Genomic DNA, 26,016 nt, shown 5'->3' with positions numbered 1-26,016 from the left:
TCAAGCATTTCCGGCGAAAAACCGTTCAAAACGGCAAAAAAGGCTGAATCAAGCTCATCGCTTCAAAGATTCAGTTCACTGGCGGAAATGTAGGAACTGTTCATAAAAAGACAAGGGTCCGGAGAATCTCCACAGAGAGATAACCGGACGACGTGACAGCGCTCGCATCGCGGTCGCCGCCCCGCACTTTTCCTCATCCCGCTGAGAGATGACGCAGCCGGACGTGATTGCAAGTCCTACCAGTCCATCACCACCTTGCCGGAATTGCCCGAGCGCATCGCCTCGAAACCATCGCGGAAATCGTCGATGCCGATGCGGTGGGTGATGATCGGCGAGAGATCGAGCCCGCCTTGCACGAAGGCGATCATCTTGTACCAGGTCTCGAACATCTCGCGGCCGTAGATGCCTTTCAGGTTGAGCATCTTGAAGATGACCTTGTTCCAGTCGATCTCGAAGCCGGTCGGCGCGATGCCGAGGATGGCGATCTTGCCGCCATTGTTCATCTTGTCGATCATGTCGCGGAAGGCCGGTGCGGCACCGGACATTTCGAGCCCGACATCGAAACCTTCGGTCATGCCGATCCGGGTCATCACATCCGCCAGATTCTCCTTCGAGGCATCGACGACATAATCGATGCCCACCTTTTCGGCGAGCGCCAGCCGCACCGGGTTGATATCGGTGATGACGACCTTGCGCGCGCCGGAGCGCTTGGCGACCATGGCGCCCATGATGCCGATCGGGCCGGCGCCGGTGACGAGCACATCCTCGCCGACCAGATCGAAGGAGAGCGCGGTGTGCACGGCGTTGCCGAAGGGATCGAAGATCGCGGCGATCTCGTCCGGCACCTCGTCGGGGATCGCCACGACATTGTATTCGGGAATGCAGACATACTCGCCGAAGGAGCCGGGCCGGTGGACGCCGACGCCGAGGGTGTTGCGGCAGAGATGTCCCCTGCCCGCACGGCAGTTGCGGCATTTGCCACAGACGATGTGGCCCTCGCCCGAGACGCGCTCGCCGACATGGTATTTGGTCACCGCCGAGCCGATCTGAGCAATCTCGCCGACGAACTCATGACCGACGACCATCGGCACCGGAATGGTCTTCTGCGCCCACTGATCCCAGTTCCAGATGTGCACATCGGTGCCGCAGATCGCGGATTTCTTCACCTTGATCAGCACGTCATTCGGGCCGGGCTCCGGCACCGGCACATGCTCCATCCAGAGGCCGACTTCCGGCTTGGATTTAACGAGGGCTTTCATCATGTTGGTCATTTTCATTCCTTAGATATCGATGCGCTGCGCGCTGCCCCTCACCCTGGCCCTCTCCCCGCAGGCGGGGAGAGGGAATGATCGAGATTGCCGCCCGCATGCAACTGATACGAACATCGAAACCCGCGGCTTGTCCCTTCTCCCCGTTTTCGGGGAGAAGGTGGCCGACAGGCCGGATGAGGGGCAATTCCTCAAATCACACCCAGTTCCCTGCCGACCTCCTCGAACACCGCGATCGCACGGCGGACATCCGCCTCGCTGTGGGCGGCCGACATCTGGGTGCGGATGCGGGCCTGGCCCTTGGGGACGACGGGAAAGGAGAAGCCGACGACGTAGACGCCTTTTTCCAGCATCCTTGCCGCCATTTCCTGTGCCAGCGACGCGTCTCCGAGCATGACCGGGATGATCGGATGGCCTTCGCCGGCAAGTCTGAAGCCAAGCCTGCCCATTTCGGTGCGGAACAGCGCGGCATTGGCTTCGAGCCGCGCTCGCAGGGCGTCGCCATTGTCGATCAGGTCGAAGACCTTCAGCGAGGCGGCCGCAATGACCGGGGCGAGCGTGTTGGAAAAGAGATAGGGCCGCGAGCGCTGGCGCAGCCACTCCACCACTTCTCGTCTCGCCGAGGTGTAGCCGCCGGAGGCGCCGCCGAGCGCCTTGCCAAGCGTGCCCGTGATGATATCCACCCGTCCCTCGACGCCACAATATTCGGCCGAGCCGCGGCCATGCTTGCCGACGAAACCGACGGCGTGGCTGTCGTCGACCATGACCATGGCACCGTATTTTTCGGCGAGATCGCAGACGCCTTGCAGATTGGCGATGATGCCGTCCATAGAGAAGACGCCGTCGGTGGCGACGAGCTTGAAGCGCGAGCCTTCGGCCTTCTTAAGTTCCTCTTCGAGCGCGGCCATGTCGTTGTTGGCGTAGCGGAAGCGCTTGGCCTTGGAAAGCCGCACGCCGTCGATGATCGAGGCGTGATTGAGCGCGTCGGAGATGATCGCGTCTTCTTCGTTGAGCAGCGTTTCGAACAGGCCGCCATTGGCATCGAAGCAGGAAGAATAGAGGATCGTGTCCTCCATGCCGAGAAAGGAAGAGATGCGCGCTTCGAGCTGCTTGTGCTCCTCCTGCGTACCGCAGATGAAGCGGACGGAGGCCATGCCGTAGCCGTAGCGGTCGAGCGCCTGTTTGCCGGCCTCGGCGAGTTCCTCGTTGTTGGCGAGACCAAGATAGTTATTGGCGCAGAAATTCAGGACCCTGGCACCCGAGGCAACTTCGATCTCGCCTGCCTGTTTCGAGGTGATCACCCGCTCGGATTTGTAGAGACCGGCGGCTTTCAGGCCTTCGAGTTCGGACGAGAGATGCTGGATGAAGGCTAATGTCATGGCGGCGCTTTCCAAACGGAGATCGGGTTGCGATGGAGACCTATCATATTCCCGCGCAGAAGAAAGCAGAAGACGGCGGCGGCACGCGGCGCTGCCGCGAGACGGGGCCGAAGGGGCTTGTCTGGCCGCGCGCTGGCTGTTTCAAGGAAGCATGCCCGGCCGGAAACACGCGAGCCGGAAAAAGCTAGTTGACTGAGTCAACTATTTCAGTGTCGATGGGCAATGTATTTTATGCGACGAGGGAGCCATGACCATCTTCGACAGATTTTCCTTGAAGGGCCGGGTGGCGCTGGTGACCGGCGGCGGGCGCGGGCTTGGACTCGAGATCGCCCGTGCGCTTGCCGAGGCGGGAGCGCATGTCGTTGTCAACGGTCGCACGGCGGAAACGCTTGAGGAAGCCGTAGGCCGGATCGCGGCCACAGGCGGCAGCGCCGAGGCCGCCGCCTTCGACATCACCGAGCGGCAAGCGCAGCGCGCGGCGCTCGCCGATATCGAGCGCAGCCATCACCGGCTCGACATCCTCGTCAACAATGTCGGCGCGCGCGACCGGCGGCCGCTGGCGGAGTTCGACGACGAGGCGATCATCGAACTGATCCGCACCGACCTGATCGCGGCAACGACACTCGCGCGCGATGCGGCCGCGATCATGAAGCGGCACGGCCATGGGCGGCTGATTTCGATCACCTCGATCAACGGCCATGTCGCCTTGCCGGGCGACGGCATCTACCCCGTCGCCAAACAGGGGCTGACCGGGCTGATGCGGGCGATGGCGGTGGAATACGGACCTTACGGCATCACCAGCAATGCCATCGCGCCGGGCTGGTTTGCGACGGAAACCAATGCGGCGCTGGCCGCTGACGAGGACCTGATGCCCTTCGTGCGCCAGCGCATCCCGGTTGAGCGCTGGGGCCGGCCGGACGAGATCGCCGGTGCGGCCCTTTTCCTCGCCAGCGACGCTGCCTCCTTCGTCAACGGCCATGTGCTGACCGTCGATGGCGGCATGACGGTCAGGATGTAACCGGCGCTTCAGCCGTCGTTGCGGATCACGTCGAGGAATACATCGCCATAACGATCGCGTTTGGTCTGGCCGATGCCGGGGATGCCGAGAAGGTCGTCGCCCCTTGTCGGCCGTTCCTTGGCGAGCGCCATCAGCGTCGTATCCGGAAAAATGACGTAAGGCGGGACGTTCATGTCCTTGGCGATGGAGGCCCTGAGCGCTCTCAGTTTCTGGAAAAGCCCGTGATCTCGATCCGAGAGATCGATTCGCGCCGCAGCGCCGTTGCCGGACTTGGCCGTGCGTTGCGCCTTGGCCGTCGTCGGGCGGTCCTTGCGGAAGCGGACTTCGCGTTCATGCTTGAAGACGGCGCGCGCCTCCGGCTGCAGTTTCAGCGCGCCAAATGCCTGGTGATCGACGCTGACGAAGCCGGCGGCGAGCAATTGACGGTAAACCGACTGCCAGGTCTTCGACGGAATGTCCTTGCCGACGCCGAACACCGGCATGTCGGCATGGCCGAAGCGCGTCGTCTTCTCGTTGACGGTGCCGATGAGCACGTCGATCAGATGGCCGGTGCCGAAGCGTTCACCGGTGCGATAGATCGCGGCCAGCGCCTTGATGGCGGCGTCCGTGCCGTCCCAGGTCTCGACGGGTTTGATGCAGGTGTCGCAGTTGCCGCAATTGCCGCCATGCGCCTCGCCGAAATGGGCAAGAATGGCTTGCCTTCGGCAGGTCGGCGTCTCGCAGATGGCGAGCAGGGCGTTGAGCTTGGCGCGCTCGACCCGCTTGATTTCGTCAGCCGAGCCGCCCTCGTCGATCATCCGGCCGCGCTGGATGACATCGGCCATGCCATAGGCCATCCAGACATCGGACGGCAGCCCGTCGCGCCCGGCACGGCCGGTTTCCTGGTAATAGGCCTCGACCGAACCCGGCAGATCGAGATGGGCGACGTAGCGCACGTCCGGCTTGTCGATCCCCATGCCGAAGGCGACGGTGGCGACAAGGCAGAGGTCTTCCTCCTTCAGGAACGCGTCCTGATTGGCGTCGCGGACAGTGCGGTCCATGCCGGCGTGATAAGCGAGCGCGCGGATACCCTGTCCGTTCAGCCATTCGGCCGTGTCCTCGACCTTGGCGCGCGACAGGCAATAGACGATGCCGCTCGAGCCCGTGTGGCGGGAGAGGAACCGCAGCAATTGCTGGCGCGGCTGGTCGCGCTCGACGATTTCGTAGGCGATGTTGGGGCGGTCGAACGAGGTGGTGAAGACGTGCGCCCCGCGCAGGCCGAGCCTGTCGATGATGTCTTCGCGGGTATGCGGATCGGCCGTTGCCGTCAGCGCCATGCGCGGCACGCCGGGATAATGCTCGGCAAGCTGGCCCAATTCCCGGTATTCCGGGCGAAAATCATGGCCCCATTGGGAGACGCAGTGCGCTTCGTCGATGGCAAAGAGGGCGATCCGCGTAGTGCCGATCATCTCCTTGAAGGCCGGCGTGACGATGCGCTCGGGCGTGACGTAGAGAAGATCGAGTTCGCCGTTGGCAATCGCCCGGCGGACATCGAGGAATTCCTCGCGCGTCAGCGACGAGTTGAGGGCCGCCGCCCTGACGCCGAGCTGCTTCAGCGCCTCCACCTGATCACGCATGAGCGCAATCAGCGGCGAGACGACGATGCCGACGCCATCGCGGCAGAGCGCCGGGATCTGGAAGCAGAGCGATTTTCCGGCACCGGTCGGAAACAAGACGACGGCATCGCCGCCCGCCACCACCCGTTCGACCACGGCCGCCTGCTTGCCGCGAAAGGCCGAATAGCCGTAGACGGATTTCAGGACGGCGAGCGGGTTTTTCGCGCCTGCGTTATCGAACAAGGGATCGATGCGGGATTGGTCTTGCGGCATGGAATCGCTTTCGTGGGAGACGCGCACTATGGCACAGGTGCAAGGGTGGGCGCGAGCTTCAATCTCCAGCTATCGCAAAGCGGCCGAGGGCGGTGTCCCCCCTCCTATTTTTCCTTGCATCGCACTCCCAGAAGCCAACGCAAGTCGATCCATCCCTCCTCGCGTCTTGATCTAAATCTCGTGCCGGGAAGGTATTTGGGTGTGTGCGTGTGTCAGCTCCTCACCGCTCATCACGACATTTCGTTTTTACTCAGATCTTTGGCCGCTCTAGACTTTCCCGCTCGAAATCCGAACCAGGGAGAGAACCGATGAAACGCAGGCTTGCACTTGCCGCGACGGCCTTGGCCTTATCGTTCGCAGGGGCGTACGCGCAGGACACCAGCATGAGCTTCTTCGTCACCAGCGCCAACCCCGGCAAGGGGGGTGATCTTGGTGGGCTTGCCGGCGCCGATGCCTATTGCAACACGCTCGCAACCCCCAGCGGATCGACCGGCAAGAACTGGAAGGCTTATCTTTCCACCGATACCGAAAACGCCAAGGACCGCATCGGCACAGGCCCCTGGTACAACGCGAAGGGCGAAAAAATCGCCGACGATGTTGCCGCGCTGCACGGCGACGCGAGCAATCTGACCAAGCAGACGGCGCTCAACGAAAAAGGCGAAGTCATCAACGGGCGCGGCGACACGCCGAATCGCCACGACATCCTGACCGGATCGCTACCAGATGGCACCGCAGCACCGGAGACCTGTGGCAATTGGACGATGGGCGGTGCTGACGGCGCGGCGATCGTCGGCCACAGCGACCGCACAGGCCTCGACGATTCCGCGGCAGCCAAATCCTGGAACTCTTCCCACGCGACGCGTGGTGGCTGCACCCAGGAGGCATTCAAAAGCACAGGCGGCGACGGACTTTTCTACTGCTTCGCCGCAAACTAAGCATCAAAGTCGATCACGCCGACACGCCCATTCCATGACATGTTACCGGCCCCCGGCCGTGGGTGCCGGGCATGCTTGCCGCATCACTTTCAGCTGGCCCTCCTGCAGGTCGCGGAGAATCTGGCTGACGGTCGTCGTCGCTTTCTTCGGTGATCCCATATTCGGTCTCAGGTGAAATCTCGGAAGCTTGCGCCCGCCTGTCACGCGGTCGCACGCCGATAGAACGCCAGCGAACCGGCGAGCGCCAGGAGAGCACCGCCGCAGATGCGGTCGAGCCACAGCGCGCCGGACGTCTTCAGCACGCGCACGGCCTGCGAACCGAGCGCCGCATAGCCGAACATGACGAGAAAATCGATGACCGCGAAGACGAGGGCGAGAAGGGCATATTGCGGGACCTGCGGTTCGCTCGGCACGATGAACTGGGGCAGAAAGGCCGAGAAGAACAGATAGCCCTTGGGATTGGTGACCGCGACCAGGAAACTTTTCAGGAAGATCGAGCGCGGCGATCCCAAGCCGTTCTCCGCCGGGCCATGCAACGTCTCGTTCAAGGAGCCCTTCGAGCGCAGCAGCATGATGCCGAGAAAGGCGAGATAACCGGCGCCGATCCATTTGACGACGGAAAACCAGAATTCGGAGGCGGCCAGCAGCGCCCCAAGGCCAAGCGCGACGGCGCTGATCAGAGCGAAGTCGGACAGGACCGCGCCGATCATGCCGACGAGGGCGCGACGGACGCCGAAGCGCGAACCGTTGGTCAGCGCCAGAAGCACCGTCGGGCCGGGCGTGGCGATGCCGATGAACGAGACGAGTGAGAAAGCCAGCAAGGTGATTTCAGTCATAAGTTCCACTCCTTATGAAAACGGCTCTCGTAAGTGACTTTTGCAATTCGCTGGCCGGTCGGCAAGAGGTCACCTTGCTCGTCGGGGCCTCAAGTTCGGCAGCCGCGTTTCCACAAACCATGCATAAATCTCTCACGTTGACTAAAAATTGCTGCAGTGCATCACGATAAGGCTGGCGTAACGGGATCAACAAACGGTGGTTTGATGCGCTACGTAAAAGAATTTGAAGCCCTGCGCGGGGTCTTGGCAATATGGGTCGTGGTCGGGCACGTGGCGACCGCGTCAGCCTTGCACGGACGGCTTATCGAAGCGAAGCTCTATAATTTCTACGCAGTCACCGTGTTCATCCTCCTGAGCGGCTTTGCAATCGCAGCGTTGATCGACAAAAAGCAGGAGAGCTACGGTCTCTACATCACGCGGCGCGCATTCCGGATTTTCCCGGTCTACCTGTTTTACCTGGCGCTCTCAGTCCTCCTGGCAAATCTCGCTCTCGAAACCTGGGTACATGCATCTGCCGGCGCGATGCAGGCGGCGAGAATAAAGATCGCGACCGACACGATGACCTATTGGCCTTGGCATGTCGCTGCGCACTTGCCGGCGCTGCATGGTCTGGTGCCGCCGCGCCTGCTGCCCTCGACCGACTACGCCTTTCTTGGACAGGCCTGGAGCATATCGCTGGAGTGGCAATATTATCTGATAGCGCCGTTTTTCATCGCCCTCCTGACAACGAGGATGAATGCCATCCGTATCGGGCTGCTGCTTATCGGCGTCGTCATTGTTGCCTTGATCCTGCCGCGCATGCCGGAAAGCTTCATCGGTGGATGGCTTATCGATTTCACCCTCGGGATCGCGACATTCTACTTCATGAAATACAGGGAAAAAGAAGGTCATCCGGTGCGGTTGATACCGGTCGTGAAGGTCTGGGCGCTCGTCCTGGCGGGATTGGTCCTGCAGCGATCCGTCAGCGTTCTGCCCTATCTGATCTGGGCAACGGTCATCATGCTGGTGATCTGCGCCCGGGAAAAGAAAGGCGGGGTGGCCGCACTTTTCAGCCGAGCGGCGAATGCCCGGCCGCTGCAGTGGGTCGGCAACATGGCCTATTCGGTCTACCTGTCCCACATGATCGTGTTGATCCTGATGCTGCAAGCGGTCCAGGCCCTCGGCATCAAGGAGCCCTGGCCGCAGTTCGCGGTCCTCGTTTTTGCAACCCTGGTCGGCGCCCTCGTGATCTCGCGGATCTCATACGTCTTCATCGAGTTGCCGTTCCATCGGTATGGCCGCAACATCGGGCGGAGCAGGCAGGCTGTAACCGCCTGACAGGGAATGGACTACTTCCCCGCCGGCCCCTTCACCCGTCCCGACAGCACGCCGAAACCGTCGATGATGGCTTCCTGGTTTTCCAGCCGCGTCACTTCCAGCTGGACCTCCTGCAGGTTGCGCAGGATCTGGCTGACGGCGTCGTCGTCGCCCTCTTCGGTGGCATAGGCGAGTTCGCTTTCGAGTTCGCGGCGCTGCCAGAGCAGCGCCTTGGTGCGCTTGTGCAGCGACAGCGCCTGGATATAGCCTTCGCGCGCATCCTCAGGGGCTGCGGCGGTCGTTGCCGTCCAGAGGCGGGCAAAGCGGATCTGCTGGTCGAGCGATTTCAGCAGGTCGCCAAAACCTTCGGCCTCCAGCTGCTCGACGAGGTTTTCCCGCGACAGGCGCGGCCCCCTGGCAGCGGCGGCATTGAGCACCGACGACCAGAAGCGCTGCAGGTCGCGGTTGTCGTAGTCGATCGCGGAGATCTCGTCATACTCCTCAAACAGCAGTTGCGGTTGATTGACGATGGTGAGCGCCAGCACGCTTTCTCTGAGTGGCGGCAAAGCCTGATGGCCGCTGACCAGCGATGAACGCGCAAGCCGGTCGGAGATGCCGCTTCGCTCGGAGGTGCGCCCGCCCTGCTGGCCGCCGCGCCCCTGCCCGCCATTTCGGTTTGCACCGCCCTGACGCTGGTTGCGGTCGAAATTTCGCTGGCCGCCCTCGCGGCGCGACGCGCCTTGAAAAAACTGATTGAGCCGGTCGCGGATATCCTGGCCGTAATGGCGGCGGACGTTTTCATCGGCGATGACAGACACCACCTGCTTCAACGTCGCCTCAAGCTGGGCGCGGCTCTCCGGCGTATCGAAGGAGCCGGCCTGCGCCTCGCGCAGCCAGACCATTTCCGATAGCGACCGCGCCGAGGCCATCACCTTGTCGAAGGGCGCGCGGCCCTCGTGGCGGACGAGATCGTCCGGGTCCTTGCCGTCCGGCAGCATGGCAAAGCGCACGGAAAAACCGGGCTTCAGATGCGGCAGGGCGAGATCGACCGCCCGGTTGGCGGCGCGGACGCCGGCGCCGTCGCCGTCGAAGCAGAGGACGGGCTGCTGCGTCAGCTTCCACAGGAGTGCCATCTGGTTTTCGGTGAGCGCCGTGCCGAGTGGCGCTACGGCATTCTCGATGCCGGCCTGATGCAGCGCGATCACGTCCATATAGCCTTCGACGGCGATAATGGTCCCGGCGCCGTCAGCGCCGGACATCGCGCGCCGTGCACGGGCGAAATTATAGAGCACGTTGCCTTTGTGGAAGAGCTCGGTCTCGTTGGAATTGAGATACTTGGCAGGTGCATCCGGCGACATGGCGCGGCCGCCAAAGGCGATGACCTTTTCCCGCGACGACAGGATCGGGAACATGATGCGGTCGCGGAAGCGGTCGTAGGAGACCGGGATGTCCGGGCCGTGGACGACCAGGCCGCAGGCCTCGATCTCGTCCTTAGGCACGCCCTTGCCGGCCAGATGTTCCTTCAGCGCGTTGCGGCTTTCGGGCGCATAGCCGAGGCGGAAGGTCTCGATCGTGCGGCCGGTCAGGCCACGATCGCGCAGATAGGCCCTCGCCTTCGCGCCGTTTGCGGTCTGCAGCTGCGCCTCGAAGAACTGCGTCGCCATTTCCATGACGTCCTGCAGGCCGGTGCGCTGGCGGTCGCGCTTCTCGGCCTCGATATCGGGCTGCGGCATGGCGATGCCGGCAAGGTCGGCGATCTGCTGCACGGCTTCCGGAAAAGCCATGCCGTCGAGATCGGTCAGGAAGCGGAAATGATCGCCCGACACGCCGCAGCCGAAACAATGGTAGCGGCCCTTACGGTCCTCGCAATGAAAGCTCGGCGATTTTTCGCCATGGAACGGGCAGCAGGCCCAATAATCGCCCTTCGAGGCATTGGTCTTCTTGCGGTCCCAGGTGACGCGCTTGCCGATCACGTCCGATATCGGCACGCGGTCACGGATCTCGTCGAGGAAGGAATTGGAAAAACGCATGAATACCTCTGGGCTGGCTTCCATATAGGCGGCAATCGCGGCCCACGCCAGCAAGGCTATGCATCATACCCGCAATTCACAGCTTGACGAGAGATCGAGAGCCGCTAGACGACCTAGAATAAAAAGTTGCTACAAAACGTCAGCCAAGACATGAATTGCCAATCTTCCTCCCGGAACCCGCCTGATGACTTTCGCAGCCCGTGATCTTGCCAAAAGCAGCGCCTTCTTTATCGCCATGCGCCTGCTCGCCACCGAACTGACGGCGATGTTCGACGAGAACCCACGGCTGACGTCGATCTTTGCCTCGCATCAGCGCTGGCTGATGGCGCAACTCGGGATATCGCTGCACTACCGGCGTGACCCGAACGACCCCGCCAAGGGGCTTTACATCGGACGTTTCGTCGCGGCCGCGGTGGAACACGGCATTGCCAGCCGCAACACCGCCGCCGCCTTCCTCCAGGAAATGCTCGCCTATCGCTTCGCCCGCCATAGCGACAACCCGCCGGACAATCGCATGCGGCCGCTGGAGCCGACGGATGTGGCCGTGCAATCGGTGGTGAAGTGGCTCTATGCCCACCTCGCCATCCTCGATCATCTGGACGGCGGCGCAAGAGCGGCGAAACTGGCGGAGGAACCGGGGCTTTTTGCCCGGCTTCAGCCCGCCATAGCGCAGGGAATTCTGGAAAGCCCTGAGGTTCGCAATCCCGGCGAGACGTTCAACCTGTTCACCTGGGCCAATTCCGGCGGCGTGGTCATGGATGGTTTCATCGCCATGATCGACGATTTCGATCCGCAAGCGCCGCGCACCCTGGTCGGTCCGATTTCGTCGGCGGATATCTGCCAGCGCTACATGATCTCGCAGACGCATCTGAAGCGGCTGATGCGCAGGGCCGCCGCGACGGGCAGCCTGGGCTTCGAGACGATCTCCGGCAAAAATGTGCTGTGGCTGTCGCAGGGCTTCGTCGAGGAGTACCTGATCTACCAGGCCGAGAAATTCGCGATCATCGACGCGGTCTTCCATCGGGAGACAGCGTCAATGCCGCCGGTCAGAGAGCTGACAGCAGTTCCTTGAGGACAGAAGACGCCTTGGCGAAATCCATCTGGCCGGCATAACGTTCCTTCAGCACCGCCATGACCTTGCCCATGTCCTTCGGGCCGGCCGCGCCGGCTTCGGCGATCGCGGCGGCGACGTTGGTCCGCACGTCCGCTTCCGACAGTTGCTTCGGCATGAAATCCTGGAGGACGACGATCTCGGCGCGTTCCTTGGCAGCGAGTTCGGGGCGGGCGTTCTCTTCGTAGATCTTTGCCGATTCCTCGCGCTGCTTGACCATCTTTGCTAGGATCTGCAGAATTTCGTCGTCGCTGGCATCGCCTTTGCCGGCGCCGCGATTGGCGATGTCGCGGCTCTTGATCTCGGCCTGAACCAAACGGATCGTCGAAAGGCGCTCCGCGTTCTTCGATTTCATCGCATCCTTGAGGGCGGCGGCGAGTTGATCGCGCATCATTGTCCTTACTCCTGTTGAATGGCGCTACATAAACCAGCCGGACAGCCGGGAGCAAACGAATTGCGCAAATCTCCGGTAAAAGCTGAAGGAAAAGCCCTATCCGTCCGTCTTCAAGATTGACCTTGCGCGAAGCGGCAGCTATTTACCGTCACCTGCACAAACATCGTGACCAGGCCTGACAGCGCGCGCCCAACGCCCGCTTCTGCCCGCCTGCGAACCAAAACGGCCGGCCGGCGTCCCATGGAACGTCTGCCACGCGCCGCCTGAACGGGATGAAGAACATGACCGGCACCGCGCCCTGGACCACCGCAAAACCAACCGCCCTGCTCGTTCTGGCCGATGGCACAGTCATCGAAGGCAAGGGCATCGGCGCCACCGGCAAGGTGCAGGCCGAAGTGGTCTTCAACACGGCGCTGACCGGCTACGAAGAGATCATGACCGACCCTTCCTATCTCGGCCAGATCGTCACCTTCACCTTCCCGCATATCGGCAATATCGGCGCCAATGACGAGGACATCGAGGACCTGACGCCGGCAGCCCGCCACGGCGCAGTCGGCGTCATCTTCAAGGCCGACATCACCGATCCTTCCAGCTACCGCGCGGCAAAACACCTCGACGCCTGGCTGAAGGCACGCGGCATCATCGGCCTCTACGGCATCGACACGCGGGCGCTGACCGCATGGATCCGCGAGAACGGCGCGCCGAACGCGGTGATCGCGCACGATCCGAACGGCGTCTTCAACCTCGACGAACTGAAGGCGGAAGCGAAAGCCTGGAGCGGCCTCGAGGGCCTCGACCTTGCCAAGGTTGCCTCCTCCGGCCAGTCGTCGCGCTGGAGCGAAAAGCCCTGGGTCTGGGACGAGGGCTATGACGAGTTGGCAGAAACCGAGACGACGCACCACGTCGTGGCGCTCGATTTCGGTGTCAAGCGCAACATCCTGCGTCTCTTCGCCGGCCTCGGCTGCAAGGTCACTGTCATGCCCGCGACGACCAGCGCCGAGGAAGTGCTTGCGCAGAAGCCGGACGGCATCTTCCTGTCGAACGGCCCGGGCGATCCGGCGGCGACCGGCGAATATGCGGTTCCGGTGATCAAGGACCTCATCAAGAGCGATATCCCGCTGTTCGGCATCTGCCTCGGCCACCAGATGCTGGGGCTGGCGCTCGGCGCCAAGACCGAGAAGATGCATCAGGGTCACCACGGCGCAAACCACCCGGTCAAGGACCACACGACGGGCAAGGTCGAAATCGTCTCGATGAACCACGGCTTCGCAGTCGACTCCAAGTCGCTGCCTGAAGGCGTTGAGGAGACTCACGTTTCGCTGTTCGACGGCACCAATTGCGGCCTGCGCGTCACCGGCAAGCCGGTCTTCTCCGTCCAGCACCATCCGGAGGCCTCCCCCGGCCCGCAGGACAGCCACTACCTCTTCCGCCGCTTCATCAATCTGGTGCGCGAAAAGAAGGGCGAACCGGCTCTGGCGGAGCGGTAATTACCCCAGCGACACACATGCAAAGGCCCGCATCACGCGGGCCTTTTCGTTCACGCTGCCAGTGCCAGTGTCTTCCTTTCCCGCGACAGGAAGCGGAAGAAGCGCCAGGTGAGCGAGATGCTGGCGGCGGCAAGGCCAAGGACGAAACCGTACCAGACGCCGACGCCGCCGAAGCCCGCGTGGAAGGCCAGCACATAGGCCGCGACGAAGCCGATTGCCCAATAGGAGACCAGCGCCAGGATCATCGGCACCGTCGTATCCTTCAACCCGCGCAGCATGCCGGCGGCCAGCGCCTGCACGCCGTCGACCAGCTGGAAGGCGCCGGCAATCACGATCAGCGGCCCGGCATAGGCGAGAACCTCGGCCGCATCCGGCCGCCGCGTATCGAGATAGAGCGCGGCAAGCTCATGCGAGAAAAGCGCGAAGACGGCGCTGCTGATGAGGGAGAAGGCTGAGCCGAGCACGAGGACCGCTATCGCCGCCCGCTTGATGCCTTCCGCATCGCGGCGGCCATGGGCGAGACCGATCCTGACCGTCGCCACCTGCGCGAGGCCGAGCGGCACCATGAAGGCGATGGAGGCGAACTGCAGCGCGATGCCATGGGCGGCAAGCTCGACGGTGCCGATCATGCCCATCAGCAGCGAGGCGACCGTGAACAGGCTGACTTCGGCAAGGATGGTGATCGCGATCGGCAGCCCGAGCTTGACGACCTCCTTCAGGACCGGCCAGTCGGAGCGCCAGAAGCGAACGAATATCTCGTAGCCACGGGTTTCCGCCGTGATCTGGATATAGGCAAAGAGCAGCACGAAGCTCAGCGTATTGACCGCCAGCGCCGAAATCGCAGCGCCGACGATGCCAAGCGCCGGCGCGCCGAAATGGCCGAAGATGAAGACGTAGCAGAGCGCGGCATTGGCGACGAGGATGGCAATCGTGACGTAAAGGATGACGCCCGCCCGCTCGAGCGCACTCAGGAAGCCGCGCAGCACCATGAACAACAGCGCCGGGAACATGCCCCACAGCGCGACCCGCAGATAGTTGCCCGCGAGAGCCGCCACCGCCGGCTGCTGGCCCATGGCACGCAGCACCGTTTCGGCATGCCACAACAAAGGTGCAGTCAGCACGCCATAGCCGAGCACCGCCCACATGCCCATGCGCACGGCGCGACGGACCGCGACGCGGTCGCCGCGGCCCTGCGCCTGTGCAACCACGGGGATCACGGCATTGGCAAAGCCGCAGCCGAAGATGAAGACGGTGAAGAACGTCTGGGCGGCGAGAACCATCGCCGCAAGCTCCGTCGTGCCGAGCCGGCCGACCATCAGCACGTCCGTCGCATGGATGGCGAACTGCGCAAGTTGCGCGCCGACGAAAGGCACGCCGAGCGCAATGCTCGCCCGGTAATGCGAAGGCCAGGAATTGTCGGTGCGGACGCCCGTCTGCGTTTGGGTCGAAGTCAACATGTGAGATTTGAGCCCTTGGCTTCGTCGCAGCCGGAATGGGCCGCATAACGGAAGAGACCGAAATAAAGCAACCACCGGTAAAGCACCAGCAACAAACACCAAAGCGCTTATTTTTTCATCTAAGCATCACAAAAATTGATCATTTTGCGGGCGTTTTCGCGCGGGCGGCGCGACGGCCGTTTTCTTGCCCTTCGTCATTCAGGCGGCAGAAACGACTGCATGCGCGCCAGGTCCACGACGAAGGCTTGCCTTGCCGCTTGCGCCTCATCACGATCGCGGATCCGCAACAGGTAGGACGGATGGACCGTCACGAGCAGCGGCGTGCCGTTCATGGTCTTGAGGAGATGACCCCGATATTTCGTCAATCCTATCGAGCGACCCATCAGCGCATAGAGCGCGGTTGCCCCCAGCGCGACGATCAATTTCGGCTCGAGCAGCTCGATTTCCGCTGCCAGCCACCAGGCGCAGCGCTGGATTTCGCCGGCATTTGGGCGGGAATGCAAGCGCCGCTTTCCCCGGCGCTCGAATTTGAAGTGCTTGACCGCATTGGTGACGTAGCAGAGCGATCGATCGATGTCGGCCTCCCGCAGGCATTCGTCCAGCAGCCGGCCGGCGGGGCCGACAAAGGGCCGGCCCAACACGTCCTCGCGGTCACCCGGCTGTTCGCCGACCAGAACGATCGGCGCATGCGGCGGCCCTTCGCCGAAGACGACCTGCGTTGCGTGCTTGTAGAGGTCGCACCGTTCACAATCCTCCGCCTGCCGGTGCAGGGCAGCGATGGAGGCACCATCGGCTCGCTCGCCGGTGAAGGCGGGTGGCGGTTTCGGCTTGCGCAGGGTCTTGACCGGCATGGCTTGTTCCTCTTGGGGATCGGCATCTCGCTAACGCGCTTATTTCTGCCGCGGTTGCTGCAGCTCTGCTCCCGCGGCAACGAGCTTGCCCGCCTTTTTCGCGAGCACCGCGTCGAGCAGCGTCTGCGCGGCATTGCGCACTTCGTCCTGGATGGCGGTATCGGCATCGAGTTCTTCGTGCGAGACCGCATATTCCTTCCAATAACCGATGTAGCGATCGAGTTCGGCGAGCGGCCCTGCCGGCGTCATCCGCATGTATTTCATCCAGTCCGACAGGCTGCGCCGGACGTTTTCGGCGCCCTCGACATCACCATGGACGATGACGGCGAAGAGCCGGCCGGCCAGATGCCGCGGATAATGCCAGCCCTCCATCTCGATCTTCTTGGCAAGCGCCGCATCCTTGCCCTGCGTCAAGGTCGGGTCGGGATTGCCGCCATCGGCACAGACCAGCCGGTCCATCATCAGCTTGATCGGCGAGGAAACCTGGTACCAATTGACCGGCGAGACGATCATCACGCCGTGGGCGGCGACCCACATCGGATAAATCTCGTTCATCCAGTCCTGCGCCTGGCCGAGCGAATGATTGGGATAGCAGGAACAGGGCCAGTGACAGAGGGCCGGCGACGTCGAAAAGCACGCCTTGCAGGGATGGATATGCCGTCCATATTCGGAGGCAAGGCGATCGAGCTGCAGAACCTCGACCTCGACAGGACGCCGCGCAATGACTTCGCGCGCGATCTCGACCAGCCGATAGGATTTCGACATTTCGCCCGGACAGGTGTGCTCACTGCGGGCCGAACCGCTAATCAAAAGGATGCGCGCCGGCGCCAAGGGATCGTCGTGCCGTCGCTGGGCTTCCTCGACCGCGTGATGGGCGGCGATCCAGTCGGCCGAAAGCTCATAGTCCGGATCGGCATAGCCGGGGCCGGCTTTCTTCGTTTTCGGGCTTTTACGGTGATGATCATAGGCATCCCATGCAGCCGACGCGATCTTGTCGAGTTCAGCGGTCAACGGATTAAAAGCCTTGTCCTGAAACTGGATGAGAAAGCGCCGCTTGAATTCGCCCTCGTCGAGCCGCGGGCTTGGCGTCCCCTCGCGGGGCGCCGGGATGCGTCGTTCCTTGCCGTTCCCGCCGTTCATGTTCGATCCTCCGCTCCGCTTGCATGATCTTCAAACGGAGTGGTCTGCCGAATGTTCCAACGGGCGCCCGCGCACGGACGCGCCGGGCAGCGCGCTCAGCCGGACTGTGTCGCGTTCTCCGCGCCAAGTGCGGCGGAGGCCGGGCGCACCTTCAGGAAATAGACGGCGATCGCACCGGCGACGAAGGTGGCGGCGAGTATATAGGGCGCCCCGGCGAAGGTGACGGGCGCCTGCGGCGCGGTGAAGACACTGAAGATGTGGGCGAAGATCAACGGGCCGAGGATGGTGGTGAAGCTGGCGATGCTGGACAGGGCGCCTTGCAGTTCGCCCTGCGCCGACGGCGGCACGTTGGCCGAGGCGATGCTGCGCAGCGGCGGATCGGCAAGCGCTTCCAGGCAGGTGGTGAGGATGACGGCATAGATCATCCAGCCCTCGACCGACAGCGCATAGCCGGCGAGGCCGAGCCCGGTGAAGATCAGGCCGACGGCACCGGCCTTCCATTCGCCGAGCAGCGGGAGCGCCTTGGGCAGCACGAAGGCCATGACGAGCGCGCCGCAGATGCCGAAAATGCCGAGCGACAGGCCGATCTGCCCCTCGCTCCAATCGTAGCGATAGGAGGCGACGAAGGACCAGACGGCGGGATAGACGGCATGCGCCTGCCAAAGGAGAAAGAAGACGAGCAGCACCCAGCCTATGCCGGGATAGCTGCGCATCTGCTTCAGCGTCCCGAGCGGATTGGCGCGCTTCCATTCGAAGCGGCGGCGGTTGTGGCTTTCCAGCGTCTCCGGCAGCAGGAACAGGGCCATCAGGAAGTTGATGAAGGACAGCGCGGCCGCACCATAGAAAGGAATGCGCGGCCCGAATTCGCCGAGCAGACCGCCGAGAACAGGGCCGAGCGCAAAACCCGTGCCGAAGGCAATGCCGATCAGGCCGAAATTCTTCGCCCGGTTACTGTCGTCGCTGACATCGGCGATATAGGCGGCGGCCGTCGAGACACTGGCGCCGCTGATGCCGGCAAGCACCCGGCCGACGAACAGCATCCAGTAGCTCACCGCCAGGGCACAGATCAGGTTGTCGAGCGCGAAGGTCAGCACCGAGGCAAGCAGGATCGGCCGGCGGCCGAATCGGTCGGACAGGTTTCCGATCAGCGGCGCAAACAGAAACTGCATGCCGGAATAGACGAGCAGCAGCCAGCCGCCGTCAACCGCCGCCTCGCTGATTGTATCGCCGGTCAGTTCCTTCAGGTAACTGGGCAGCACCGGCACGATGATGGCGATGCCCATGACATCGAGGAACAGGATGACAAAGACGAGGGACAGGCCGCGCCGCGCAGATCTGGCATCGATCATCGAACAAACCTTTTATGGCGGGATGCTGAAAACGAATACGGAACGCGAACGGAAACCGGCACACCGTCTTTATCGAAATTTTTCGACCGAAACAATCCGTGAACATTTCAATGTTCGTGATGGGTGGTGCTGGAACATTGATGCGTGCCGCAAACGTCAGCCCTCTTGAGGTACGAAGGCCTGGAGCGGTGCCGGCATGTCGCCGCCTTGTTGCCGACGCCCGCGGCCCCGGATGTCGGTGAATCTGCCGTCCGGCCGCATGAAACGGCGACGCCAGACACGTCACCTCACATAAACGACCTTGCCGCCATTAAGGGCGGTCTGCACGCCGACGACATTTCGAAAGGAAATGCCCCGCCTTTGCAGGAGGGCACGGATATCAGGATTTGACCTGATCTCCTCCTGCGCTTTCGCGAGCGTCTGCGGCGAAGGATGTCGGTAGATCGGCGATACCTGCTGGAAATCGTCCGGACCGTAATAGTCGCGGATCATGATGATCGTGATGCCGGCAGGCGCTCTCTGGGCATGGGCTGGCCCGATCGCGGTGCTTGCGGCGGCTATGACGAATGCGGCGAAAAGCGCCAACAGCAGGGCCTTTTTCACTGTCTTCTCCTTTTCATACGTGGACGAGCGAACCGGTTCGGTACCGATACGAGCGGAACCTCCGGATAGTTTGGCAAAAAGGTATCGCCGGTGCGATTGCCACAGGCTGGCGTAAACGCAGTCTGGCGATCAGCGCGCATAGATGATCTTGCCGCCGCTTGCAGCGGTCTGGACGGCAACGACGTTGTGCGGCTGGATATTCCGGCGCTCCAGTGCCTCCCTGAGAACAGGATTGGATGCGATTTCATTCTGCGCGCGGGCAATGGTTTCGGCAGAGGGATAGCGATAGATCGAGGGAACACGATCTTCGTCGCCATGATAGCTTGGCCGCATGACGATAACGAGCAATCCGGGCTCCAGGGGGCGGCCGAAAAGAATGGTGCCGAGCGTTTCAGCGGCGGCGGGAGGCGCGACCGGCAGGGCCAGAGCGCTGACGGCAAATACAGTTAAGACGAATTTCCTCATGTCTATTCTCCTTCATGGCCCCGCTTGGCGCGCCGTTCAGCGGTTTCAAAGCGCTACAACACTTTGCGCGTCATGTTTGACGCGCGGCGCTGTAGAAGGGAGATGTAGGTCGCGCCCGTTCCTTTTGCGATCAGGCGCCGTGCGCGAACACTATTTTTTGAACAGAGATCCTGCCGTCAGCACTCAGATGTCGCTGTTGAACGTGTCGCAGGACGAGAGCTTGCCGCTGTCGAAGCCGCGCTTGAACCATGTCGAACGCTGGGCCGACGTGCCGTGGTTGAAGCTTTCGGGAACGACGTAGCCCTGGGTGCGCTTCTGCAGCGTGTCGTCGCCGATCTGGGTGGCGGCGTTCAGCGCCTCTTCGAGGTCCCCCTGTTCGAGGATCCCCTTCTGCTCGGTGTATTTGCCCCAGATGCCGGCGAAGCAATCCGCCTGCAGTTCGACACGGATCGACAGCTGGTTGGAAGCGGCTTCGCTCATGCGCTGGCGCTGTGCATTCACTTTCGGCAGGATGCCAAGCAGGTTCTGCACGTGATGGCCGACTTCGTGGGCGATCACATAGGCCTCGGCAAAATCGCCCGACGCTTCGAAGCGCTCAGCCAGTTCGTCGAAGAAGGCCATGTCGAGATAGACCTTCTGGTCGCCCGGGCAATAGAACGGGCCGCTCGCCGAGGAGGCCATGCCGCAGGCTGAATTGATGCCGTCGCGGAACAGCCTCAGTTTCGGCTCCCGATAGGTTTCGCCGTTTGCCTGGAAGATGCCGTTCCAGGTGTCTTCGGTCTCGGCCAGCACCGTCGAGACGAAGGCCTTGGTTTCTTCCTCCTGCGCAGAGCCTCGCGGTGACTGCGTTTCGGTCTGCTCGACGCCGGGCGAACCGACCTGCCCGCTCTCCATCACCTGCAAGAGATCGATACCCATCATCTTCAAGACGAAATAGATGACGACGAGGAAGATGATCGTGCCGACGCTCATGCCACCGCCGCGACCGCCACCGGTCGGAATGCGGAAGCCACCGCCTCGCCCGAAGGGGCTGCCGCCCAAGCCGCCACGGGAGGGGCTTGATCCACGAACGTCCTCGACATTGCCCGATTGGCGGCGGCCCTTCCATTGCATGATGCGATCTCCCAGTCTCTGCTTCTCGGCCGTCGAGCCTTTGTTAGCAACCATATAACGCGCGAGACGCAATTTTGTGCAAGATCAAAACGATAAAGTTTCAGAGCGGTTTTCAAACTCGACGATGCCGTTGGTAGCACCGGCTTTGCAGTATGGCGGATCACTGTTTTGGGAGGAATCAAAGGCTCCCAAGGCACTCCCCTTCGGTTTTCTGCTGCGACACCCCCAAACACACGCTGTCCGCACGCCGGATTTGGTGTAAACTGCGTAAATGAGTGAGGCCCAGTCTTTATTCGCGGTGCTGCGCCAATCGGCAAAGCCGGACATTGTCGATGCCATCGAGCGGCTCGTCCGTGACGCGCCGGACCGCAAGCTCGGCCGTGTGAATGCGCTGGCGTTTGCCGCAAGCGAAGGGCTCGACGAGGAGCAGACGATCAAAGGCTTCCTGCATGCGTCGCGGCTCGGCCTGTTCGAAATGTCATGGAACATTCTCTGCCCCGGTTGCGGCGGGGTGCTCGACGCCAATACCTCGCTGAAGACCGTGCAAAACGATGTCTACACCTGCGCCCTCTGCGCCGCCGGTTACGAGCCGACGCTCGACGAAATGGTCGAAGTGACCTTCACGGTCAATCCGCGCGTGCGCCACATCGAAGCTCATAATCCACACGAGTTGCCGCCGCTGGAGTATTTCCGCCAGATCTATTGGGGCTCCGGCATCGACCTGCCCGAGGACGATTACGAGGCAAAGGTCGACGAGTTCGTTCTCGAGGCACTCGAACTGCCGTCGGGGGAAAAGGCGGTCATATCGCTGCAACTGCCGGAAGGCTTCGTGATGGTCTTCGAACCGGTGACGCATGCAGCGCAATTCCTCGACGTGAAGGGCGAGCCGACGAAGGAACGAACGAGCCTTTCGCTCGTCTTCGACCGCGGATTCCAGCACCGCGAGACGCTGGAGCTGCGGCCCGGGCCCGTGCGCATCATGGTGGAAAATCACACCGAGGTTCGCACCCTGCCGTCCGTGTGCCTGGCAAACGATGCGCTGCACGATCTGCTCGGCCGTCGTCGCCCGTTTCTGACCGCGAAGCGCCTGCTCACCAACCAGACGTTCCGCGACATCTACCGCACCGACACGATCGACGTGGACCAGCGGCTGAAGATCACCAGCCTCACCTTCCTCTTCACCGACCTGCGCGGCTCGACCGAACTGTACGAGCGGGTTGGCGATCTTGCGGCCTTCGATCTGGTGAAGACGCATTTCAGCATCTTGCACGAGATTGTCAGCGCCGAGGCCGGTGCGGTCGTGAAGACGATCGGCGACGCCGTGATGGCGACGTTTCCAACGCCCGACCGGGCGGTCGCGGCCGCCATGCGGATGCGCGAGGCGATGCGCAAGCTCAACGAGCAACGCGGCAGCGAGGACCTGCTTTTGAAAATCGGCATCCATGAAGGGCCGTGCATCGCGGTAAGCCTCAACGAGCGACAGGACTATTTCGGCCAGACGGTGAACATCGCCTCTCGCGTGCAGCATCTGGCTACGTCTCGCGAGATCTTCGCCACAGGCTCGGTCCTTGACGATCCCCGCGCCTCCAACCTCCTGTCGGAGCGCGGCCTGGCTCCTATGTCGCACAACGTCACGCTGCGCGGCATTACCGACCAGATCAACATTTTTACTATCCCGTAAGCCACCCGGCCGCCGGTTTCAGGCGTCGTGGCGAACCTGACATCACAGCTGGTGGCAAGAGAGGGAAAACCCTCGCGAACTTTCCTGTCCATTCTCGCATTTTCGGGGTTCCGCTTGCCCGCACATTTCCCTATAAGCCGCTTCTAGCCTGAAAAGATCAAGCATGCGCGCCCCGGCCGGTGATATCCCACCCTGGCCGGTTTTTCGCGCAAGCTGAAAAGCGGATAGAGACCATGCCAAAGCGCCAAGACATCAAATCGATCCTCATCATCGGCGCGGGTCCGATCGTCATCGGGCAGGCATGCGAATTCGACTATTCCGGAACGCAGGCCTGCAAGGCGCTGAAGGAAGAGGGATACCGGGTCATCCTGGTCAACTCCAATCCGGCGACGATCATGACCGATCCGAACCTGGCCGATGCGACCTATGTCGAGCCGATCACGCCTGAAGTCGTCGCCAAGATCATCGCCAAGGAACGGCCGGACGCCCTGCTGCCGACCATGGGCGGCCAGACGGCGCTGAACACGGCGCTTTCCCTCAAGAGAATGGGCGTTCTCGACCGCTACAATGTCGAGATGATCGGTGCCAAGCCGGCCGCGATCGACATGGCCGAGGACCGGGCGCTGTTTCGCGAGGCGATGAAGCGCATCGGGCTCGAAACGCCGAAGTCGATGCTCGCCAACGCCACCGAGATCAAGGATCACGACCGCAAGGTTCACGAGGCCGAACGCGCCAGGGTCAAGGCGCAGCTGACCGGCGCCGAACTCGACAAGGCACTGGACGAGCTGGAGAACCAGTGGAACCTCGGCGAGACCGACCGCAAGCAGCGCTATATGAGCCATGCCATGGCAGTGGCCGCGCAGGCGCTCGACGAGATCGGCCTGCCGACGATCATCCGCCCCTCCTTCACCATGGGCGGCACCGGCGGCGGCATCGCCTACAACCGCTCGGAATTCTTCGAGATCATCAATTCCGGTCTCGACGCCTCGCCCACGACCGAGGTGCTGATCGAGGAATCGGTGCTCGGCTGGAAGGAATACGAGATGGAAGTGGTCCGCGACACGGCGGACAACTGCATCATCATCTGCTCGATCGAAAACATCGATCCGATGGGCGTGCATACCGGCGATTCGATCACCGTTGCCCCGGCGCTGACACTGACCGACAAGGAATACCAGATCATGCGCAACGCCTCGATCGCGGTGCTGCGCGAGATCGGCGTCGAGACCGGCGGCTCGAACGTGCAGTTTGCCGTCAATCCCGAGAACGGCCGCCTCGTCGTCATCGAGATGAACCCGCGCGTGTCGCGCTCGTCGGCCTTGGCATCCAAGGCGACGGGCTTCCCGATCGCCAAGATCGCCGCCAAGCTCGCCGTCGGCTATACGCTCGACGAACTCGACAACGACATTACCGGCGGCGCGACGCCCGCCTCGTTCGAGCCATCGATCGACTATGTCGTCACCAAGATCCCGCGCTTTGCCTTTGAAAAATTCCCGGGCGCCGGCACGACGCTGACGACGGCGATGAAATCGGTCGGCGAAGTCATGGCCATCGGCCGCACCTTTGCCGAATCGCTGCAGAAGGCGCTGCGCGGCCTGGAAACGGGCTTGACCGGCCTCGACGAGATCGAGATCCCCGGCCTCGAAGAGGACAATGGCGACAACCACAACGCCATCCGCGCGGCAATCGGCACGCCGACGCCGGACCGACTGCGCATGGTCGCGCAGGCGCTGCGCATGGGCATGAGCGAGGCCGACGTGCATGACGGCTCGAAGATCGATCCGTGGTTCATCGCCCAGTTCAAGGCGATCGTCGACATGGAAGAGCGCGTGCGCGAGCACGGCCTGCCGCAAGATGCCGAAAACCTGCGCATGCTGAAGGCCATGGGCTTTTCCGACGCGCGGCTGGCGACGCTGTCGGCCAAGCGGCCGAAGGAAGTGGCCGAGCTGCGTAACCGGCTGAACGTGCGCCCCGTCTACAAGCGCATCGACACCTGTGCCGCCGAATTCGCCTCGCCGACGGCCTATATGTATTCGACCTACGAGACGCCCTTCAACGGAGCGGCCCGCTCGGAAGCGCAGATTTCCGACCGCAAGAAGGTCGTCATCCTCGGCGGCGGTCCGAACCGCATCGGCCAGGGCATCGAGTTCGACTATTGCTGCTGCCATGCCGCCTTCGCGCTGAAGGACGCCGGCTATGAGGCGATCATGGTCAACTGCAACCCGGAAACCGTCTCGACCGACTACGACACCTCCGACCGGCTCTATTTCGAGCCGCTGACGGCCGAAGACGTGATCGAGATCATGCGCGCCGAGCAGGAAAAAGGAACCCTCGTCGGCGTCATCGTCCAGTTCGGCGGCCAGACCCCGCTGAAGCTTGCCGAGGCACTGGAAAAGAACGGCATCCCGATCCTCGGCACCGCGCCCGACATGATCGATCTTGCCGAAGACCGCGACCGGTTCCAGAAGCTCCTGCAGAAGCTCGACCTCAACCAGCCGAACAACGGCATCGCCTATTCGGTCGAGCAGGCGCGCCTGGTCGCCAGTGAAATCGGCTTCCCGCTGGTCGTGCGCCCGTCCTATGTTCTCGGCGGCCGCGCCATGCAGATCATCCATTCGGAATCGATGCTGCAGACCTACCTGCTCGACACCGTGCCGGGACTGGTGCCGGAAGACATCAAGCAGCGTTACCCGAACGACAAGACCGGCCAGATCAACACGCTGCTCGGCAAGAACCCGCTTCTGTTCGACAGCTATCTGAACAATGCGGTCGAGGTGGACGTCGATGCGCTCTCGGACGGCGAGACGGTCTTCGTCTCCGGCATCATGGAGCATATCGAGGAAGCCGGCATCCACTCGGGCGACAGTGCCTGCTCGCTGCCGGTCTACACGCTGTCCGACGAGATTGTCGACGAACTGGAACGCCAGACCAAGGCGATGGCGAAGGCCCTCAACGTCGTCGGCCTGATGAACGTGCAATACGCCATCAAGGACGGCACGATCTACGTTCTCGAAGTCAACCCGCGCGCCTCGCGCACCGTGCCCTTCGTGGCGAAGACGATCGGCGCGCCGATCGCCAAGATCGCCGCCCGCATCATGGCCGGCGAAAAGCTCGACGAGGCGATCGCCGCCTATGGCAAGAAGCCGGACCCGCGCAACCTGAAGCATATCGCCGTCAAGGAAGCCGTCTTCCCGTTTGCCCGCTTCCCCGGCGTCGACATCCTGCTCGGGCCGGAAATGCGCTCGACTGGCGAAGTCATCGGCCTTGACACCGACTTCGCTCTGGCCTTCGCCAAGGCACAGCTCGGCGCCGGCGTCGACCTGCCGCGCGAGGGGACGGTGTTCGTCTCGGTACGCGACGAGGACAAGGAACGCGTTCTGCCCGCCATCCGCCACCTCACCGATATCGGCTTCAAGGTTCTTGCAACCGGCGGCACCGCCCGCTTCCTCGCGGAAAAGGGCATTATCGCTACCAAGATCAACAAGGTACAGGAAGGCCGTCCGCATATCGAGGACGCCATCCGCAACCGCCAGGTCCACCTCGTCATCAACACGACAGACGGCAACAAGGCGATCTCGGATTCGAAATCGCTGCGCCGCGCGACGCTGATGCAGAAGGTGCCCTACTACACCACCATGGCCGGCGCCGAAGCCGCGGCCCGTGCGATCAAGGCACTGAAGGCCGGAAGCCTCGAGGTGCGGACGCTGCAGAGCTATTTCCAGGATTGATGGTTTG

Annotated in this window: 20 protein-coding genes; 7 read left to right on the top strand and 13 right to left on the bottom strand. The window is 62.5% G+C overall.

Annotated elements, in window-relative coordinates:
• Positions 1-236: 236 nt before the first annotated feature.
• Together tdh and ACSQ2W_RS14195 are read right to left on the bottom strand one after the other, a co-directional pair.
• Positions 237-1,271 carry an L-threonine 3-dehydrogenase gene (gene tdh / locus ACSQ2W_RS14200; RefSeq protein WP_436086820.1) on the bottom strand — a complete coding sequence of 345 codons (1,035 nt, stop codon included), beginning with the start codon at positions 1,269-1,271 and terminating at the stop codon, positions 237-239.
• Positions 1,272-1,459: 188 nt separating this feature from the next.
• Positions 1,460-2,647 carry a glycine C-acetyltransferase gene (locus ACSQ2W_RS14195; RefSeq protein WP_436086819.1) on the bottom strand — a complete coding sequence of 396 codons (1,188 nt, stop codon included), beginning with the start codon at positions 2,645-2,647 and terminating at the stop codon, positions 1,460-1,462.
• Positions 2,648-2,894: 247 nt separating this feature from the next.
• Here ACSQ2W_RS14195 and ACSQ2W_RS14190 point away from each other — a divergent pair, with 247 nt between their 5' ends.
• Positions 2,895-3,665 carry an SDR family oxidoreductase gene (locus ACSQ2W_RS14190; RefSeq protein WP_436086818.1) on the top strand — a complete coding sequence of 257 codons (771 nt, stop codon included), beginning with the start codon at positions 2,895-2,897 and terminating at the stop codon, positions 3,663-3,665.
• Between the two features lie 8 nt (positions 3,666-3,673).
• Here the strand turns inward: ACSQ2W_RS14190 and recQ are convergent, their stop codons facing one another.
• On the bottom strand, positions 3,674-5,533 hold the full coding sequence (gene recQ / locus ACSQ2W_RS14185; protein ID WP_436086817.1) for a DNA helicase RecQ: 1,860 nt from the start codon (positions 5,531-5,533) through the stop codon (positions 3,674-3,676).
• Between the two features lie 308 nt (positions 5,534-5,841).
• Between recQ and ACSQ2W_RS14180 the strand changes: the two genes are divergently transcribed.
• A complete protein-coding gene (locus ACSQ2W_RS14180; protein WP_436086816.1) occupies positions 5,842-6,468 on the top strand; it encodes a hypothetical protein in 627 nt (208 codons plus the stop codon).
• Positions 6,469-6,668: 200 nt separating this feature from the next.
• On the opposite strand, the gene ACSQ2W_RS14175 is transcribed toward ACSQ2W_RS14180, so the two are convergent.
• Positions 6,669-7,304 (bottom strand): LysE family translocator, encoded by a 636-nt coding sequence (locus ACSQ2W_RS14175; protein ID WP_436086815.1) that lies wholly within the window; start codon positions 7,302-7,304, stop codon positions 6,669-6,671.
• 204 nt (positions 7,305-7,508) lie between these two features.
• On the opposite strand from ACSQ2W_RS14175, the gene ACSQ2W_RS14170 reads away from it, so the two are divergent.
• Positions 7,509-8,621, top strand: a complete 1,113-nt coding sequence (locus ACSQ2W_RS14170; RefSeq protein WP_436086814.1) for an acyltransferase family protein — start codon at positions 7,509-7,511, stop codon at positions 8,619-8,621.
• Between the two features lie 11 nt (positions 8,622-8,632).
• Here the strand turns inward: ACSQ2W_RS14170 and dnaG are convergent, their stop codons facing one another.
• Positions 8,633-10,630, bottom strand: a complete 1,998-nt coding sequence (gene dnaG / locus ACSQ2W_RS14165; RefSeq protein WP_436086813.1) for a DNA primase — start codon at positions 10,628-10,630, stop codon at positions 8,633-8,635.
• Between the two features lie 184 nt (positions 10,631-10,814).
• Between dnaG and ACSQ2W_RS14160 the strand changes: the two genes are divergently transcribed.
• Positions 10,815-11,702, top strand: a complete 888-nt coding sequence (locus ACSQ2W_RS14160; RefSeq protein ID WP_436086812.1) for a hypothetical protein — start codon at positions 10,815-10,817, stop codon at positions 11,700-11,702.
• Here ACSQ2W_RS14160 and ACSQ2W_RS14155 read toward each other — a convergent pair.
• A complete protein-coding gene (locus ACSQ2W_RS14155; RefSeq protein WP_436086811.1) occupies positions 11,677-12,135 on the bottom strand; it encodes a GatB/YqeY domain-containing protein in 459 nt (152 codons plus the stop codon). The two genes, ACSQ2W_RS14160 and ACSQ2W_RS14155, sit on opposite strands and share 26 nt — an antisense overlap.
• Before the next feature lie 281 nt (positions 12,136-12,416).
• Between ACSQ2W_RS14155 and carA the strand changes: the two genes are divergently transcribed.
• Complete coding sequence (carA, locus tag ACSQ2W_RS14150; protein ID WP_436086810.1) at positions 12,417-13,622, top strand: glutamine-hydrolyzing carbamoyl-phosphate synthase small subunit; 1,206 nt, start codon at positions 12,417-12,419, stop codon at positions 13,620-13,622.
• A 50-nt stretch (positions 13,623-13,672) separates the two neighbouring features.
• On the opposite strand, the gene ACSQ2W_RS14145 is transcribed toward carA, so the two are convergent.
• The 7 genes from ACSQ2W_RS14145 to ypfJ form a co-directional block, all read right to left on the bottom strand.
• Positions 13,673-15,079: an MATE family efflux transporter gene (locus tag ACSQ2W_RS14145; RefSeq protein WP_436086809.1), complete on the bottom strand. Its 1,407-nt coding sequence runs from the start codon at positions 15,077-15,079 to the stop codon at positions 13,673-13,675.
• A 194-nt stretch (positions 15,080-15,273) separates the two neighbouring features.
• Positions 15,274-15,930, bottom strand: coding sequence for a UdgX family uracil-DNA binding protein (locus tag ACSQ2W_RS14140; RefSeq protein ID WP_436086808.1), 657 nt, complete (start codon positions 15,928-15,930; stop codon positions 15,274-15,276).
• Between the two features lie 39 nt (positions 15,931-15,969).
• Positions 15,970-17,070, bottom strand: coding sequence for a flavodoxin family protein (locus tag ACSQ2W_RS14135; RefSeq protein WP_436086807.1), 1,101 nt, complete (start codon positions 17,068-17,070; stop codon positions 15,970-15,972).
• Between the two features lie 95 nt (positions 17,071-17,165).
• A complete protein-coding gene (locus ACSQ2W_RS14130) occupies positions 17,166-18,419 on the bottom strand; it encodes a TCR/Tet family MFS transporter (RefSeq protein ID WP_436086806.1) in 1,254 nt (417 codons plus the stop codon).
• A gap of 282 nt (positions 18,420-18,701) precedes the next feature.
• Complete coding sequence (locus ACSQ2W_RS14125) at positions 18,702-19,022, bottom strand: hypothetical protein (protein ID WP_436086805.1); 321 nt, start codon at positions 19,020-19,022, stop codon at positions 18,702-18,704.
• Between the two features lie 129 nt (positions 19,023-19,151).
• Entirely contained in the window at positions 19,152-19,487 is a 336-nt protein-coding gene (locus ACSQ2W_RS14120) for a hypothetical protein (RefSeq protein ID WP_436086804.1), read from the bottom strand.
• 183 nt (positions 19,488-19,670) lie between these two features.
• Positions 19,671-20,600: a KPN_02809 family neutral zinc metallopeptidase gene (gene ypfJ, locus ACSQ2W_RS14115; protein ID WP_436086803.1), complete on the bottom strand. Its 930-nt coding sequence runs from the start codon at positions 20,598-20,600 to the stop codon at positions 19,671-19,673.
• A 271-nt stretch (positions 20,601-20,871) separates the two neighbouring features.
• Between ypfJ and ACSQ2W_RS14110 the strand changes: the two genes are divergently transcribed.
• The gene (locus tag ACSQ2W_RS14110; RefSeq protein WP_436086802.1) at positions 20,872-22,281 is read left to right on the top strand and encodes an adenylate/guanylate cyclase domain-containing protein; all 1,410 of its coding nucleotides are present in this window, start codon (positions 20,872-20,874) and stop codon (positions 22,279-22,281) included.
• Between the two features lie 233 nt (positions 22,282-22,514).
• Entirely contained in the window at positions 22,515-26,009 is a 3,495-nt protein-coding gene (carB, locus tag ACSQ2W_RS14105) for a carbamoyl-phosphate synthase large subunit (RefSeq protein ID WP_436086801.1), read from the top strand.
• The last annotated feature ends 7 nt before the right edge of the window (positions 26,010-26,016 follow it).

It is taken from the genome of Pararhizobium sp. LjRoot255, assembly GCF_964252905.1.
In the GTDB taxonomy this organism is placed as follows: Bacteria; Pseudomonadota; Alphaproteobacteria; order Rhizobiales; family Rhizobiaceae; genus Pararhizobium.
Note: the sequence above shows the minus strand (reverse complement) of the source record. Positions and strands in the feature narration are given on the sequence as shown.

Excerpts from the sequence above, each read along its gene's own strand:
- ACSQ2W_RS14180 (WP_436086816.1), top strand. The coding sequence starts at position 5,842 with ATGAAACGCAGGCTTGCACTTGCCGCGACGGCCTTGGCCTTATCGTTC.
- ACSQ2W_RS14190 (WP_436086818.1), top strand. The coding sequence starts at position 2,895 with ATGACCATCTTCGACAGATTTTCCTTGAAGGGCCGGGTGGCGCTGGTG.
- ACSQ2W_RS14160 (WP_436086812.1), top strand. The coding sequence starts at position 10,815 with ATGACTTTCGCAGCCCGTGATCTTGCCAAAAGCAGCGCCTTCTTTATC.
- ACSQ2W_RS14195 (WP_436086819.1), bottom strand. The coding sequence starts at position 2,647 with ATGACATTAGCCTTCATCCAGCATCTCTCGTCCGAACTCGAAGGCCTG.
- ypfJ (WP_436086803.1), bottom strand. The coding sequence starts at position 20,600 with ATGCAATGGAAGGGCCGCCGCCAATCGGGCAATGTCGAGGACGTTCGT.
- ACSQ2W_RS14140 (WP_436086808.1), bottom strand. The coding sequence starts at position 15,930 with ATGCCGGTCAAGACCCTGCGCAAGCCGAAACCGCCACCCGCCTTCACC.
- ACSQ2W_RS14110 (WP_436086802.1), top strand. The coding sequence starts at position 20,872 with ATGAGTGAGGCCCAGTCTTTATTCGCGGTGCTGCGCCAATCGGCAAAG.
- dnaG (WP_436086813.1), bottom strand. The coding sequence starts at position 10,630 with ATGCGTTTTTCCAATTCCTTCCTCGACGAGATCCGTGACCGCGTGCCG.
- ACSQ2W_RS14155 (WP_436086811.1), bottom strand. The coding sequence starts at position 12,135 with ATGATGCGCGATCAACTCGCCGCCGCCCTCAAGGATGCGATGAAATCG.
- ACSQ2W_RS14120 (WP_436086804.1), bottom strand. The coding sequence starts at position 19,487 with ATGAGGAAATTCGTCTTAACTGTATTTGCCGTCAGCGCTCTGGCCCTG.
- ACSQ2W_RS14170 (WP_436086814.1), top strand. The coding sequence starts at position 7,509 with ATGCGCTACGTAAAAGAATTTGAAGCCCTGCGCGGGGTCTTGGCAATA.
- tdh (WP_436086820.1), bottom strand. The coding sequence starts at position 1,271 with ATGACCAACATGATGAAAGCCCTCGTTAAATCCAAGCCGGAAGTCGGC.
- recQ (WP_436086817.1), bottom strand. The coding sequence starts at position 5,533 with ATGCCGCAAGACCAATCCCGCATCGATCCCTTGTTCGATAACGCAGGC.
- ACSQ2W_RS14135 (WP_436086807.1), bottom strand. The coding sequence starts at position 17,070 with ATGAACGGCGGGAACGGCAAGGAACGACGCATCCCGGCGCCCCGCGAG.
- ACSQ2W_RS14130 (WP_436086806.1), bottom strand. The coding sequence starts at position 18,419 with ATGATCGATGCCAGATCTGCGCGGCGCGGCCTGTCCCTCGTCTTTGTC.
- ACSQ2W_RS14175 (WP_436086815.1), bottom strand. The coding sequence starts at position 7,304 with ATGACTGAAATCACCTTGCTGGCTTTCTCACTCGTCTCGTTCATCGGC.
- carA (WP_436086810.1), top strand. The coding sequence starts at position 12,417 with ATGACCGGCACCGCGCCCTGGACCACCGCAAAACCAACCGCCCTGCTC.
- carB (WP_436086801.1), top strand. The coding sequence starts at position 22,515 with ATGCCAAAGCGCCAAGACATCAAATCGATCCTCATCATCGGCGCGGGT.
- ACSQ2W_RS14145 (WP_436086809.1), bottom strand. The coding sequence starts at position 15,079 with ATGTTGACTTCGACCCAAACGCAGACGGGCGTCCGCACCGACAATTCC.